Annotated in this window: 14 protein-coding genes and 3 tRNA genes; 6 read left to right on the top strand and 11 right to left on the bottom strand. The window is 71.1% G+C overall.

Annotated features, from left to right (window positions below; all coding sequences use genetic code 11):
- Positions 1–208: 208 nt before the first annotated feature.
- The 6 genes from FJ251_08040 to ilvC form a co-directional block, all read right to left on the bottom strand.
- Positions 209–976, bottom strand: a complete 768-nt coding sequence (locus FJ251_08040) for a polyphosphate kinase 2 (GenBank protein ID MBM4117682.1) — start codon at positions 974–976, stop codon at positions 209–211.
- Positions 977–1,234: 258 nt separating this feature from the next.
- Positions 1,235–1,311: transfer RNA gene (locus FJ251_08035), tRNA-Glu, on the bottom strand.
- Between the two features lie 29 nt (positions 1,312–1,340).
- Positions 1,341–1,414, bottom strand: a tRNA-Gln gene (locus tag FJ251_08030).
- A 59-nt stretch (positions 1,415–1,473) separates the two neighbouring features.
- Positions 1,474–2,988, bottom strand: coding sequence for a glutamate--tRNA ligase (locus FJ251_08025; protein ID MBM4117681.1), 1,515 nt, complete (start codon positions 2,986–2,988; stop codon positions 1,474–1,476).
- Between the two features lie 30 nt (positions 2,989–3,018).
- Positions 3,019–4,050: a hypothetical protein gene (locus tag FJ251_08020; GenBank protein MBM4117680.1), complete on the bottom strand. Its 1,032-nt coding sequence runs from the start codon at positions 4,048–4,050 to the stop codon at positions 3,019–3,021.
- Entirely contained in the window at positions 4,047–5,057 is a 1,011-nt protein-coding gene (gene ilvC, locus FJ251_08015; protein MBM4117679.1) for a ketol-acid reductoisomerase, read from the bottom strand. The genes FJ251_08020 and ilvC overlap by 4 nt, the downstream gene beginning before the upstream one ends.
- 86 nt (positions 5,058–5,143) lie before the next feature.
- Here ilvC and FJ251_08010 point away from each other — a divergent pair.
- From FJ251_08010 to FJ251_08000, 3 genes are all read left to right on the top strand, one after another.
- Positions 5,144–5,220 (top strand) — tRNA-Met (locus FJ251_08010).
- Positions 5,221–5,466: 246 nt separating this feature from the next.
- Positions 5,467–5,889, top strand: coding sequence for a hypothetical protein (locus tag FJ251_08005; protein ID MBM4117678.1), 423 nt, complete (start codon positions 5,467–5,469; stop codon positions 5,887–5,889).
- A complete protein-coding gene (locus FJ251_08000) occupies positions 5,886–6,503 on the top strand; it encodes an OmpA family protein (protein MBM4117677.1) in 618 nt (205 codons plus the stop codon). Before FJ251_08005 ends, FJ251_08000 begins: the two co-directional genes overlap by 4 nt.
- An 89-nt stretch (positions 6,504–6,592) precedes the next feature.
- On the opposite strand, the gene FJ251_07995 is transcribed toward FJ251_08000, so the two are convergent.
- The 5 genes from FJ251_07995 to FJ251_07975 form a co-directional block, all read right to left on the bottom strand.
- Positions 6,593–7,060 (bottom strand): hypothetical protein, encoded by a 468-nt coding sequence (locus tag FJ251_07995; GenBank protein MBM4117676.1) that lies wholly within the window; start codon positions 7,058–7,060, stop codon positions 6,593–6,595.
- On the bottom strand, positions 7,057–7,974 hold the full coding sequence (locus FJ251_07990; GenBank protein ID MBM4117675.1) for a hypothetical protein: 918 nt from the start codon (positions 7,972–7,974) through the stop codon (positions 7,057–7,059). The genes FJ251_07995 and FJ251_07990 overlap by 4 nt, the downstream gene beginning before the upstream one ends.
- Before the next feature lie 92 nt (positions 7,975–8,066).
- Positions 8,067–8,768, bottom strand: coding sequence for an SDR family oxidoreductase (locus FJ251_07985; protein MBM4117674.1), 702 nt, complete (start codon positions 8,766–8,768; stop codon positions 8,067–8,069).
- Between the two features lie 35 nt (positions 8,769–8,803).
- Entirely contained in the window at positions 8,804–10,039 is a 1,236-nt protein-coding gene (locus FJ251_07980) for a hypothetical protein (GenBank protein MBM4117673.1), read from the bottom strand.
- Positions 10,040–10,288: 249 nt separating this feature from the next.
- Positions 10,289–10,936 carry a hypothetical protein gene (locus FJ251_07975; protein MBM4117672.1) on the bottom strand — a complete coding sequence of 216 codons (648 nt, stop codon included), beginning with the start codon at positions 10,934–10,936 and terminating at the stop codon, positions 10,289–10,291.
- A 180-nt stretch (positions 10,937–11,116) separates the two neighbouring features.
- Between FJ251_07975 and FJ251_07970 the strand changes: the two genes are divergently transcribed.
- The 3 genes from FJ251_07970 to FJ251_07960 all read left to right on the top strand — a co-directional run.
- Positions 11,117–11,983, top strand: coding sequence for a DMT family transporter (locus FJ251_07970; protein ID MBM4117671.1), 867 nt, complete (start codon positions 11,117–11,119; stop codon positions 11,981–11,983).
- A gap of 536 nt (positions 11,984–12,519) precedes the next feature.
- A complete protein-coding gene (mscL, locus tag FJ251_07965) occupies positions 12,520–12,918 on the top strand; it encodes a large-conductance mechanosensitive channel protein MscL (protein MBM4117670.1) in 399 nt (132 codons plus the stop codon).
- Between the two features lie 15 nt (positions 12,919–12,933).
- Positions 12,934–13,246 (top strand): hypothetical protein (locus FJ251_07960; protein ID MBM4117669.1); only part of this gene is annotated, 313 nt, incomplete at its 3' end.

Genomic DNA, 13,246 nt, shown 5'->3' with positions numbered 1-13,246 from the left:
CGGCAGGAACTCGGACATGGAGAGCCCTCGCAGGATCGAGGACGCGGGAAGCGGGGAGGCTAGCATTATAGTATGAACATGTCCGGAAGTCAAGCACATCGCCGCGAGAAGATCCGACGCCACACGCCGTCGGGCATGGCTACCGGCATGGGCTGGGCGGCGGCAGGCGCTGCGTCCCTCTCGCCTGGGGCCGTTTGACGGACCAAGCCTAGTACAGGAACTTCCCGTGCCGCCGCCGCTGCGCGATCATGTTGCGCAGCTCGACGTCGCCGGGGATCACCACCGCCGGATTGAGCGCGAAGTCCGCGAAGGCCAGCTTGCGGCTGCGGCCGCGGTAGGCGATCGCGCCCAGGATGAGCTTGATCGTCTCCAGGCGGGCCAGGTGTTTGTCGTCCGAGCGGATCACGAACCAGGGCGTGCGCGGCGTGTGCGTGCGCTTGAGCAGGTTGAACTTCGCCTCGGTGAACGCGTCCCAGAAGTCCTGCGCCTGCAGGTCCACCTCGCTCAGCTTCCACTGGCGCAGGGCGTCGTTCTGGCGCCGCTGGAAGCGCCGCGCCTGCTCGTCCTTGGACACCGAGAAGTAGAGCTTGAGCAGGAGCGTCTTGCCGTCGGCGATGAAGCTCTCCTCGTAGCCCACCACGTCGTCCATGAACTGCTGGTGCTCGGCCTCGCTGCAGAAGTGCATGACGGGCTCGACCATCGCCCGGTTGTACCAGCTGCGATCGAAGAGCACGATCTCGCCCGCCATCGGGAAGTGCTCGATGTAGCGCTTCATGTGCAGCTCGCTGAGCTGGCGCGGGCTGGGCTTGCCGAGGGCCACCACGCGGTAGCGCTTCTCGTTCATGTAGCGGGTGACGCGGCGGATCGTGCCGCCCTTGCCCGAGGCGTCGCGGCCGTCCATCAGGATGATCATCTTGCCGCCCGTGCGCTCCAGGTGCTGCTGGAGCTTGACCAGCTCGGCCTGGTAGGGCTTCAGCTCCTCGCCCTGGGTTAGTGGGCGATGAGCGTCTCCTGGAGCAGCTTGGTCGCCTCGCGCGTGGGGAGCTGGTCGATCACCGTGCGCACGCGCTTCTTGAGCGTCGCCTCGCCGTCCACGGGCAGGCGCCCCGTCACGGCCTTCAGGCGCGGCCGCGCGCTCTGGCTCTTCTTCGGCGTGCTCGCCATGTGGACCTTTCTGCCCGGGGGCCCGGCGCCATCAACAAGACGGCCCCCCGCCGGAAGCGGGAGGCCTCTGAGGTAGCCCCAAGGGGATTCGAACCCCTGTTACCGGATCGAGAATCCGATGTCCTAACCGGGCTAGACGATGGGGCCGGACTCCAGCGCCCCGTCGGTCGCAGGAGAGGTTGCCCCGCAAGGATTCGAACCTCGATCAACGGAACCAGAATCCGTTGTCCTGCCGTTAGACGACGGGGCAGCAACGCGGCGAAAAGTAGCAGATCCCCCGGGGGCGTGCAAGCCCCCCGGCCGCCGGAATCAGGCCCCCTCGACCCCGGCCGCTCGCTCCCAAGCCCGCTCCGTCAGGCGCCTTAGCACCGCCTCCCGCCCGAGCAGCTCGCACATCCGGAAGATGTCCGGGCTCACCCCGCGGCCGCTGACCGCCACGCGCAGGGCGTGGATCAGCTCGGCGGCGTCGGCGCCCGTGCGCGCGGCCTCCCCGCGCAGCGCGGCCTCGAGCTCGGCCGCAGCGAAGCCGCCGGCCGGCAGGGCGCCGAAGGCCGCGGCCAGTCCGGCCAGTCGCTCGGCCGCCGCTCCCCCGAGCCGCTCGGCCACGACCGCCGGGTCGTACTCGGGCAGCGCGCGGAAGAAGTGCTCCAGGCTCCAGGCCGCCTCGGGGAAGCTCTTCAGGCGCTTGCCGAGGAGCTGGATCATCGCGCCCAGGCGCTCGTGGATCTCGGGTACGGGCGGCAGGGCGATCCCCCGCCGCTCGAGCTCGCGGTAGGTGCCGAGCACCTTCTCGTCGCGATCGAGCCTGGCGAAGTGCTCGCCGTTGAGCCAGGCCAGCTTGTCCGGGTCGAAGACGGCCGGGTTCGCGCCCACGCGCTTGAGCGAGAAGCTCTCGACCAGCTTCTTCGGCGTGAAGAACTCGGTCTTGCCGTCCAGGCTCCAGCCCAAGAGGGCCAGGTAGTTGAGCATCGCCTGGGGCAGGATGCCCTGCCGCTCGAACTCCTGCACGCTGCTCGCGCCGTGGCGCTTGGACAGGCGCGTCTTGTCGGCGCCCAGGATCATCGGCAGGTGCGCGAAGGCGGGCAGCGGGTAGCCGAGGGCGGCGTAGAGCAAGAGATGCCGCGGCGTGTTCGAGATATGGTCGTCGCCGCGGATCACGTGCGTGATGCCCATCGCATCGTCGTCCACCACCACGGCGAAGTTGTAGGTGGGCAGGCCGTCGCTCTTGAGCAGGACGAAGTCCTCGATCACCGCGTGCTTGAAGACGCTGCGGCCGCGGATCAAGTCGTCGAGTGCGACCTCGCCCGCGCCCTCCCGCGGCACGCGCAGGCGGATGGCGTGCGGCTCGCCCGCCGCCACGCGCGCGGTGGCCGCGGCCGGGTCGAGGCGGCCGCAGCGGCCGTCGTAGCCCTGCTCGGCGTCGCCGGCGGCCTTCTGCTCCTCGCGCAGCGCGGCCAGGGTCTCGGCCGTGCAGAAGCAGGGATAGGCGCGGCCGGCCGCGAGCAGGGCGTCCGCCGCCGCGCGGTAGAGGCCCCGCCGCTCGCTCTGGAAGTAGGGACCGTGCGGGCCGCCCACTTCGGGGCCCTCGTCCCAGTCCAGGCCCAGCCAGCGCATCGCCTCGAGGATGCCGCGCACGGACTCGTCGGTGGAGCGCGCGGCGTCCGTATCCTCGATGCGCAGGATGAAGCTGCCCTTCGCGTGCCGGGCGAAGAGCCAGTTGTAGAGCGCCGTGCGGGCGCCGCCCACGTGCAGATGGCCGGTCGGGCTCGGCGCGAAGCGGACGCGCACCGGCGCGGCGGCGGGGCTCTGCGCGCTGCTGCTCACGTTCAGGGGGCTTCCTTTCCGGGCGCCTGCCTAGCGCGGGCTGTAGGCGGCGATCAGGTCGTCCAGACTCTTGCCATAGTGGCGCTGGACGGCATCGGCGAAACTCAGCGCGGGCTCGGCTTCCATGGCAGCGACCAGCGCTTTGAAGGGCCCCAGGCCCTCGCCGAGCATGATGCCCCGTACGAGGCGGAAGGCGCGCCAGTAGGCGATGCGGCTCGTCAGGCGCTCCTCCTCGAGGAGGCCGGGCTTCGCCACCTCGCGCAGCATCAGCTCGCGGTCGCGGAAGATCTCGAGGTCGCGCGTCATCGTCGCGAAGTCGACGTCCAGCTCGCGGTCTTTGAGCACCACGACCTGGCCTTCGAGGATGCTTCCCTCGTCGCCGAAGAAGGCGCCCGCGCCGTAGAGGAACCAGTAGGGAATGCGCTCCCCGGTGCGCCGGCGCAGCTGCCACTCGACGTAGTAGTGCGTCAGGCACTGCTGCGCCATGCCGCGCGAGGTGATCACCGAGATCGGCTGCAGCACGACGCGGCCGTTCTGCACGTCGCCCGGCACCCACCAGGGCAGGCCCATCTCGCTGCCCCAGTGCTCGAGGTCCAGCGGCACGGCCAGGGGGAAGGGCGCGTCCAGCGCCCAGCCGAGCCGCTCCTTGATGCCGAAGTAGGTGTAGTCGGCGAACTCGGCCATGGCGAGCGCGTTGTCCTTGGGCACGTAGGGCCCCGCGTACTGGAGGTCGACGAACTCGGTGATCACGCGGGTCTCGCTCGCCTGCGGCCCCGGGCGTGGATCGCCTTCCTTCCAGAAGCGCAGGGACTTGAAGCCGTAACCGAGCGGCACGCGGTCGTCGGGCGGGAAGGCCTGGGCCACGCGCTCGGGGCTGCCGGGCGCGTCCTCGGGCGGCAGCACGCCCTTGTAGCGGATGATGATGCCCTCAGGCGTGGTGATGGTCGTGTCGACGACGGCGGGCGCCTCCTCCCCCTCGGGCGCTGCGGACTGCGCGCGCGCGGCGGCCCCTGCGAACAGGAGAGCCATTGCGAGCAGGGCGGGCCAGGCGCGGTCGGTCATCGAGCAGCCTCCTCGTCATCGGCGAGCCAGGGCATCAGGGAGCGCACGCGCCGGCCGGCGGCTTCGATGGGATGCGCGGCGTCGGCGGCGCGCAGCGCGGCCAGGCGCGCGGCGCCGGCGGCCGCCTCGGCCACCCACTCGCGCGCGAACTCGCCCGACTCGATCTCGGCGAGCAGGCCGGCCAGGCGCTCGCGCAGGGCGGCGTCGATCACGCGCTTGCCGCGCGAGAGGTCGCCGTAGAGGGCGGTGCCGCTGATGTGGCCGCGCATGCCGTCGATTCCCTTCGCGTAGAGCAGATCCGCCAGGATCTTCACCTCGTGCAGACACTCGAAGTAGGCGATCTCGGGCGCATAGCCGCGCGCCACCAGGGTGTCGAAGGCCGCCCGCACCAATTCGCTGAGCCCGCCGCAGAGCACCGCCTGCTCGCCGAAGAGGTCGCTCACCGCCTCCTCGCGAAAGCTCGTCGCCAGCGCCCCCGTGCGCAGGCAGCCCAGGGCCGCGGCGTAGGCGAGGGCCGTCTGCCAGGCGCCGCCCGTGGCGTCCTGGTGGACGGCGACGAGCGCCGCCGCCCCGCGGCCCTCGCAGTAGAGCCGCCGCACCATGCGCCCCTGCGCCTTCGGCGCCACCAGAAAGACGTCGATCCCCGGCCCCGGGTCAAGCAGCCCGAAGCCCACCGCGAAACCGTGCGCGAAGCCCAGCGCGGCGCCGGGCCTCAGCTGCGGCCGGATCTCGCTCGCGTAGAGCGCGGCCTGGGTCTCGTCAGGGGTAAGCAGGAGGACGACATCCGCCGCCGCGGCGGCCGCCGCGGGCGCGAGCGTCTCGAACCCGGCCTCCCGGGCCGAGTTCCAGGCCCTGCCGCCCGCGCGCGCGCCGATCAGGGGGGCCAGCCCCTCGTCGCGCAGGTTGGCCGCGTGGGCGCGGCCCTGGTTGCCGTAGCCGATGATCGCGAGCCGGCGGCCGGCCAGGCCACCGGCGGGGGCGTCCCGCCAGTCGAAGATGCGCGCCATGGCGCTGGGTCTAGCAGATGGCGCGGGGTCCGGCAAGGCCGGCCCCCTTGACTTGGCCCCGAGCGGGCATTAGCCTGTGTCCCGCTGGCGGCTTAGCTCAGTCGGTTAGAGCAGCGGAATCATAATCCGCGTGTCCGGGGTTCGAATCCCTGAGCCGCTACCTTCCCAGTCGCCCTCATCCCTCGCCTTCCCTCGCCGGGGTAACCGGCGCGCTGACATACGACTGCGCGGGTTCCCGGCGGACGAGCGATGAATGTGCCCCGCCGCGAACGCAGGATTCGCCCGGGAAGCGCAAGGCGGCACTTGACCGATTTCGACTTCCGTTGCATTGTGGCCGCCGGCAGTCGCCCCGTCCGCCATCGCGCGGCGGCGGCCCCCGCTAGGCGGACATTCGTATTAAGGAGGAGAGATGCAGATGAGCAAGTGGATCCTGGCCCTCGCACTGGCGGCCCTGCTGGCCGCTCCCGCGCTGGCGGACAGCGCTGAGCGCGCCGCCAAGCGCGCCCAGGCCGGCGAAGTCGTCCACGACCTGAGCTGGCCCTGGCCCTTCGGACGCGCAATGGCCCACGACAGCGATGGCGACGGCGTCTCCGACGACGTGGACGCTTGCCCCGACACGCCCCAGGGCGCCAAGGTGGACGCCACGGGCTGCCCCCTCGATGGCGACGGCGATGGCGTCTTCGATGGGATCGACCTCTGCGCGAACACGCCGCAGGGCGCCAAGGTGGACGCCACGGGCTGCCCCTCGGACAGCGACGGCGACGGCGTCTTCGATGGGATCGACCTCTCCCCCTCTCCGCGAACACCCCGAGCGGCGTCAAGGTCGACATGAAGGGCTGCCCGGTCGACAGCGACGGCGACGGCGTCCCCGACGGCGTCGACCAGTGCCCGAACACCCCCAAGGGCGCTACCGTCGATGCCAAGGGCTGCCCCTCGGACAGCGACGGCGATGGCGTCTACGATGGCATCGATCAGTGCCCGAACACCCCGGCCGGCACCAAGGTCGACGCCAAGGGCTGCCCGGTGGACGTCTCCGAGATGGAGACCCAGTTCCTGGACACGGGCATGATCCGCAGCTCGGCGATCCTGTTCGACACCAACAAGGCCACGCTCAAGCCCGAGTCCGAGAAGCCGCTCAAGGAGATCGGCAACATCCTCATGCAGTGGCCGCAGCTCAAGCTGGAGATCGGCGGTCACACCGACAGCAGCGGCGGCGACGCCCACAACCAGACCCTGTCGGAGGCCCGCGCCAAGGCCGTGCTGGACTACCTGACCAAGAACTTCCCCAAGATCAGCGCCAGCCAGTACACGACCAAGGGCTACGGCGAGACCAAGCCCGTGGCGGACAATGGCACCGTCGAGGGCCGGACGAAGAACCGCCGCGTCGAGTTCGCGGTGCTGAACAGGGAAGAGCTCAAGAGGGAAGTCGAGAAGCGCAAGAAGTAGCGCCCTCCGGCTCCGCTACCGATTGGACGGCCGCTCCCGCCTGGCAGGGGCGGCCGTTCGCTTGCGCCCTCGCGTTCGGCGCGACCGCGCTACAGACGCGGAAAGAGCGGCAGCGAGAGGGCGCGCAGCTCGTCGTGACGAATCAGCCCGCCCTGGTGGGCCGTCCAGGCGAGCAGCCAGCTGAGGACGAGCGCGGCGACGAGCAGGCTCCAGCGCAGCCAGGGCGAGACCCGCTCGCCCTGACCGACCTGCAGCAGCGCGAGCAGGGCGGCGAGACCGCCGAGGACCATCCCCATGAAGGCGCCCTTGCCGAGCGCGCCGTGCGCCTCGGCCAGCGCCCGCTCGGGGCCGGCGGGCAGGGCCAGGCTCGCGTAGGCGCCGGGACCGCTGAAGTAGGCCGCGGCGGCGCTCAGGGCGCCAAAGACGAGAAAGGCGCAGCCCGTGTGGAAGAGCGTCTCGTTGCGGAGCACCCGGGCGAGGAGCAGCAGGAGCGTCGCGGCCGGACAGGCCAGCACCGGCAGATGCACAGCCAGCAGGTGGAGCTGAGCGGAGTTCACCGCTTGCCGGTCCGGATCGCCTCGGCCGGATCCACGCCCTGCTCGACGGCGCCGTAGTCCAGCTCGCTGCCGCCCATGCTGTGCGGGATCAGGTAGACCGCGCTCATCACGAGGGCGCCGAGCAGCACCGCCGCCCGCGGGATCAGCTCGCGCCGCTTGGGCCGGAAGCCGATCACCGCGCAGGCGAAGACCCAGCTCAGCCACATGACGAGCATCTTGTTGTCCGTCCAGTCGCCGCCCCAGGGAAAGCCCGTCCAGTACTCGCCAAAGGCGTACTTCTGGACGATGGGGCCGAGCACCATGCCGCCCACGGTCATCCCGATCAGGGCCACCCAGGACCAGCGGCGCATGCTGCTCGGCGCGAAGATGGCGGCCAGGCCGGTGCGCATGCCGATCAGCACCGCGAAGAACATCAGGATGACGTGCGGCACGAGGATGGCGGCGGGCACGTGGTCCTTGAAGCGGATGACCACGTTCGCCTCCGCCGCCGGCGGGACGCGCAGCGCCGCCTCGCCGGTCTCGAGTTCCAGGTAGTACTCCAGCTTGCCGGCCGCCGGCTGGGCGGGCAGGCGCCCGACGAGCATGGCCTCGCCCTCCACCGTCTCGCGCGCCAGCGGTGCCGGTGTGAAGGCGTCGCCGGTGCGGTAGCGCTTCCAGTAGAGCGTGCCGCTCGCCTGCGGGCCGGGATCGGGCAGCCTCACGCGCGCCGCGTCGTTCGTCCGCTCGGACCAGTCGCTGCGCACGAGGGAATAATCGAAGCTGCGCCCGCCAGCCGCGAAGCTCCCCTGGCGCGGGTAGGTAGGGCCGGTGCTGCGCTGGTAGACCACGGCCGCCAGCATGAGCAGGACGGCGACTACCCAGAGCAGGGCGCGCAGCCAGAGCGGCTCCGTGGGGTACTGGTGAGGACTCGACATGCCGACCTGCCTGGGCTGAAGGGGGCCGCACGAGCGGTGCCGGGGATGCTAGCCCCTCGCTCCGCCGGCCGCAAGGGTCCCAGCGCGCCGCGCTACCAGGGGTTGGTTGCGAAGACCGCGAACTCCGGGATGAAGCCGCGATCGTCGATCTCGAGCGCTCCGATCACCGCGTCCGCGATCTCCTGCGGGCGCAGCTTCTTCTCGCTCAGCTCCTGGCTGCGGCCGAGCTTGGCAAAGAAGGCCGTCTGCACCTCGCTCGGGTTCACGAGCGTGACGCGGATGTTGTAGGGCCTGAGCTCGGCCCGCCAGCACTCGCTCATGCCGCGCAGCGCGAACTTCGAGCCCGAGTAGGCCGTCGAGTACTTGCCGCCGCCGAGCCCCGAGGTCGAGCCGACGTTGACGATGTGCCCCCGCTCCTGGTCGATGAAGTGGCGCGCGGCTTCGCGGGCCATCAGCATGGCGCCGGTCACGTTGGTGCGAAAGACGGCTTCGAACTTCGCGGTCGTCATGTCGACGAGCGAGAGGAAGTGCCCGAAGCCGGCGTTGTTGACCAGGACGTCGAGCCCGCCGAGGCCGGCGATCGCTGCCGCGGTCACGCGCACGGCGTCGGCCTCGACGCCGACGTCACCGGGCAGGGCGAGCGCGCCGAGCGCCTCGGCGGCCGCCGCCAGCTTCGGCTTGTCGCGCCCCATGATCGCCACCTGGGCGCCCTTGGCGACCAGGGCCTCCGCGATCGCGTAACCGATTCCCTCGCTGCCCCCCGTGACGAGGGCGCGGGCGTCCTTCAGATTCATGGCTCCCTCCCGGTCGGGTGGCTGCGGCCCAGGCGCTAGTCGAGGAGCAGCAGCTTGCAGGTGGCGAGCTGCCGCCCGCCGGCGCCCAGGCGCGCGAGGTAGAGCCCGGCGGCGAGGCGCCGGCCGGAGGCGTCGCGGGGCGTCCAGGCGACGCGGTGCTCGCCGGCGTCCCGCCAGCCCGCGCTCAGTGTTGACTGAAGGCGGCCCCGGATGTCCAGGACTTCCAGGCGCACGCTCGCTGCCTCGCGCAGCCGGAAGACGAACGTGCCGCCGGCCGACACCGGGTTCGGGTGCGCGAAGAGCGCCAGGCTGGCCGGCGGCGCGACGGGCGCGCCGGTGAGGTTGCCGTCGCCCTCGTAGCAGCCGGCGTCGACGCGGCCAGCCAGCACGCGCGCGCGGCCGACGAGATCGAAGCGCGGTAGGGCGAGGCCCGTGGTGTCCGGCGGCCCGGCGTCGACGCAGGGCGAGCCGGCCCCGAGCGCCCAGGGATGCGCACCCTCGCCGACGAAGAGCGGATCGGCGAGGAAGTTGCCCGTGCCGGCGTGGGGCGTCTGCAGGTCGTTGTAGCGAACGTAGACGGGCTTGGTGTTGATCAGCGCCGTGTTCTCGAAGTAGTTGAAGCTGTTGCCCCAGACGACGCAGCCCGTGAGCTGCGGGCGCGCGATGAGCGCGGTCACGGTCGCCGCGCGATCGACGATCTGCGGGTTGTGGTCGATGTTGCCGACCAGCGTCGAGGCGACGAGGCGCGGCATCGCCTCCAGGCAGTAGACCGCCCCGCCGGAGACGAAGGCGTGGTTCCCCTCGAGCAGGCAGCCGACGACGAGCGGCTGCGCGTAGTGCGAGCAGTAGAGCGCCCCGCCGTAATCCGCCGCGTTCTCGCGCAGGATGCAGTTCTCCACGCGGTGGTCGGCGCCCGCGGCGAAGCTGAGCGCGCCGCCCGGCGCCGCGGGCCCAATGCCCTTGGCGTGCTCGATCACGCAGTAGACGAGCTGCGAGCCGCCGAGCTGCGCGTCCGGGAAGGGAAAGCGCAGGCCGCCCCAGGCGCCCGCTGTTGTCGAGTCGGGCGCGAAGCGCCAGGGCTCGGCGCTGTCGAAGTGGATGGGCGCGGCCGGCGCTCCCAGGGCCAGCAGCCGGCCCGCTACCGTCAGCGTGTGGAAGCCCGCGAATTCGACGCGCACGCCGGCCAGCACGCGCAGGGTGCTGCCGGCCGGCACGAGGACGTCGGCGGTCACGCGCACCGTGTCGGCGTCCCAGACCATCTCGCTGCGCACGGGGAGCGCGCCGCCGGCCAGAACGAGCCCCGGCCGCCGCGCCGCGGCGGGCGCGGCCGGCGCGAGCGGGCGCGGGGCGGGCGGGAGACCCGGGAAGCTCAGGCACCCATAGCCGGCGGCTGGTGAGCCCGGCTGCAGGCGGTAATCGCCGTGCTCGGGATCCCTGAGCTGGGGATCCGTGCCGATCAGGTTGCTGTTTGGCGGGGACCCGGCAGCCTGCCAGGCGAAGGGCGCGAATCAGCCGTACTCTCAGAGGAAGCCGAAGTGCAGGAGCGGGTCGGCGTTCTCGTGCGCGTTGCTGCGGAAGCTCCAGTTGTCGCGCACCAGCGGCGCGCCCCCCAGGCCGAGCGCCACGTTCAGGCCCGTCTGCAGCCAATCCATCGGGTAGCCGTTGTTGAAGATCCAGTCCGGACCCGTCTCGACGGCATCGACCAGGAGGTTGCGCTCGAAGACGATCCCGCTGCCCGTGCGCTGGAGGCGCAGCGCGTAGTCGTGCGGCCGATAGAAGGTGACCTGGCGCACCGTGCCGCGCGGCTGGCGATCGGGCTCGTAGTCGAGGCCGCGGTAGCGCAGGCTGCCGTTCACGATGACGCAGTCCTCGACGTCGAGCCGGTTCGGGCAGTAGGAGATCGCGAGCTGGCTGCCGCCGAGATCGAGCACGGCGCCGCCCCCGACGATCTTCACGTTCAACCCCGCCTCGCCGGAGTAGCTCGTGCTCTCGGGCACCAGGATGGGGCCCACGTGCAGGCCGCCCGTGTAGACCACGCCGGCCTCGAGCACGACGAGCTTGTCGTAGCCCTCGCCGGGACCGGCGGCCTCGAAGGCAGCGCGCAGCGTGATGGCGCCGGCCGGCGTGGCGATCAGCAGGACGAGACAGGCGAGCAGCGAGCGGAGCATGGGGCCTCGGGCGTGGTAGCGGCGCCGCCGGTGGCAGGGCATGAGTATAGCACGGCGCTCCGACGGACTTGAAGCGCCCGCCGGGTCGAGGCCACCACCGGCCGGCCAAGGCATCGACAGGCAGCCCCAGAAAGGCTATGCTCCCGCTCCCTTCTGCGCGCGGAGCGCCCGCCCGTGAAACTGAAAGCCGATGCCCTCCTGCTCCTGGCCGCGCTCATCTGGGGCTTCGCCTTCGTCGCCCAGCGGGAGGGGATGGCGCACCTGGGACCCTTCAGCTTCAACGCATTCCGCTTCGCCCTCGGTGCTCTCGCCCTCGCCCCCTTCGTGCTCCTCGGCGCTCGCCGCGCCGGCCTGCGGCCCGCGCTGCTCGGCGGCCTGCAGGCGGGGCTCGCGCTCTACCTCGGCGCCGGCTTCCAGCAGTGGGGCATGGTCAACACGGACGCCGGCAAGGCGGGCTTCATCACGGGGCTCTACGTGATCGTGGTGCCGGTGCTGGGCGGCCTGGAAGGCCGGCGCACCGGCTACGGCACCTGGCTGGGCGCTCTGCTCGCCGTCGGCGGCCTCTTCCTGCTGAGCGTGCGCCCGGATTGGCGCATCGAGTACGGTGAGCTGCTGGTGCTGGGCGGCGCCTTCTTCTGGGCGGTGCACGTGCTGGTCATCGCCCGCTGGACGCGCCGGCACGATCCTCTCGTCATCGCCTTCCTGCAGTTCGCGACGGTTGCCGTCCTCAGCGCCGGTCTCGCGATCGTCCACGAACACGGGCTGCCCTTCGACCTGCGCGGCGGCGCGCCCTCCGTGCTCTACGCCGGTCTGCTCTCGACGGCCGTCGCCTTCACGCTGCAGGTGGTGGCGCAGCGGCAAGCGCCGCCCGCCCACGCCGCCGTGCTGCTCAGCCTGGAGGCGGTCTTCGCGGCGCTCGGCGGCTGGTGGCTGCTCGAAGAGCAGCTCGGCGGCCGGCGCCTGGCCGGCTGCGCGCTGATGCTCGTCGGCATGCTGGCCTCGCAGCTCATCGGCCAACGCGCGGCCGTCAGAACGCACGCGGGGTGAGTCCAAGGGGCCCACCCCGCGCGCCGATCCCCGCCGCCGCCTAGAAGAGGCGGTAGTTGAATCCCAGAGCCAGGGTCTGCTTGAACTGCCCGCCCTTGCGGACGGCGGCGCCCACGGCGGCCGCGTTGAGCAGCGTGCCGTCCGGGCCCACATCCGGCTTCACGCTGTTGTCGTACTTGTCATAGGCCCAGCGCAGGTAGAGGTTCACCGCGATGTGCTTGGTGATCGCCGCGGTGAAGATGTTCTCCCAATGACGAAGGGATCGACATCGCTGCCCAGCGTGAAGCGGAGAATCGACTCCAGATCTACGAGGTCGGTGGACTTCTCCGGGGCGTCCCAGCTGCGCTCGCCTTCGGCGTCGACATTCTGCTGGTGCGTCTGTGCCCACGGCGGGCGAGCGCGAGCAATCTATGGGACCGCCCCGACTGTCAAGAGCCCGGGGCACCTTGATTCGCGCCCGCGGAGCGTCTACACTGCCGCCCGCTCGATCGTCGGCGGTGTTCATCGCACTGGCGCAACCAATAGGAGGTACGGTCGTGAGCATGATGAGCGAGTTCAAGTCCTTCGCGATGAAGGGCAACGTGATGGATATGGCCGTGGGCATCATCATGGGCGGCGCGTTCGGCAAGATCGTGGCCTCCTTCGTCAACGATGTCTTGATGCCTCCCATCGGGATGATGCTCGGCGGCGTCGACTTCACGAACCTCGCTGTCACGATGAAGCAGGCGACGGCGGAGGCCCCGGCGGTTACGCTCAAGTACGGCGCCTTCGTCCAGACGGTCGTCGATTTCCTGATCATCGCCTTCGCGATCTTCATGATGGTGAAGTGGATGAACACGCTGAAGAAGAAGGAAGCGGAAGCGCCGGCCGCGCCGCCCGCGCCCACCAAGGAGGAAGTCCTCCTGACCGAGATCCGCGACCTGCTGCGCAAGTAACGAGGGAGAAGAGCCATGCGAAGCCTGCCGCCTCAGCGCTGGACACTGCTGCTTGCGCTCCTGCTGGGGGCGTCCCCGCTGCGCGCGGAGGACGTGAGCGGTCGCCTCGGCCTCGGCGGCGAGGCCGCGGCGATGAAGCTGATGGGCGGCGAGCGCGACTACAGCGACGTCAATCCCAACTTCGCCCTGCACCTGCGCTACGGCCTGCGGCCCTCGCTCAGCCTCGAGCTGGCGGCGAAGGCGCTCTGGAGCCGGCCCGCGGCCGGGGAACCGACCCAGGCGACGGGCTTCGCCTGGAAGGCGAGCGAGGAGATCTACACGAGCAAAA

Source organism: bacterium (assembly GCA_016873475.1).
GTDB lineage: Bacteria > Krumholzibacteriota > Krumholzibacteriia > JACNKJ01 > JACNKJ01 > VGXI01.
Note: the sequence above shows the minus strand (reverse complement) of the source record. Positions and strands in the feature narration are given on the sequence as shown.

What these genes read in the sequence shown, in the direction of transcription:
- FJ251_08020 (MBM4117680.1), bottom strand. Translation starts at nt 4,050, where the DNA reads ATGACCGACCGCGCCTGGCCCGCCCTGCTCGCAATGGCTCTCCTGTTC.
- ilvC (MBM4117679.1), bottom strand. Translation starts at nt 5,057, where the DNA reads ATGGCGCGCATCTTCGACTGGCGGGACGCCCCCGCCGGTGGCCTGGCC.
- FJ251_08005 (MBM4117678.1), top strand. Translation starts at nt 5,467, where the DNA reads ATGCAGATGAGCAAGTGGATCCTGGCCCTCGCACTGGCGGCCCTGCTG.
- FJ251_08000 (MBM4117677.1), top strand. Translation starts at nt 5,886, where the DNA reads ATGAAGGGCTGCCCGGTCGACAGCGACGGCGACGGCGTCCCCGACGGC.
- FJ251_07990 (MBM4117675.1), bottom strand. Translation starts at nt 7,974, where the DNA reads ATGTCGAGTCCTCACCAGTACCCCACGGAGCCGCTCTGGCTGCGCGCC.
- FJ251_07985 (MBM4117674.1), bottom strand. Translation starts at nt 8,768, where the DNA reads ATGAATCTGAAGGACGCCCGCGCCCTCGTCACGGGGGGCAGCGAGGGA.
- FJ251_07975 (MBM4117672.1), bottom strand. Translation starts at nt 10,936, where the DNA reads ATGCTCCGCTCGCTGCTCGCCTGTCTCGTCCTGCTGATCGCCACGCCG.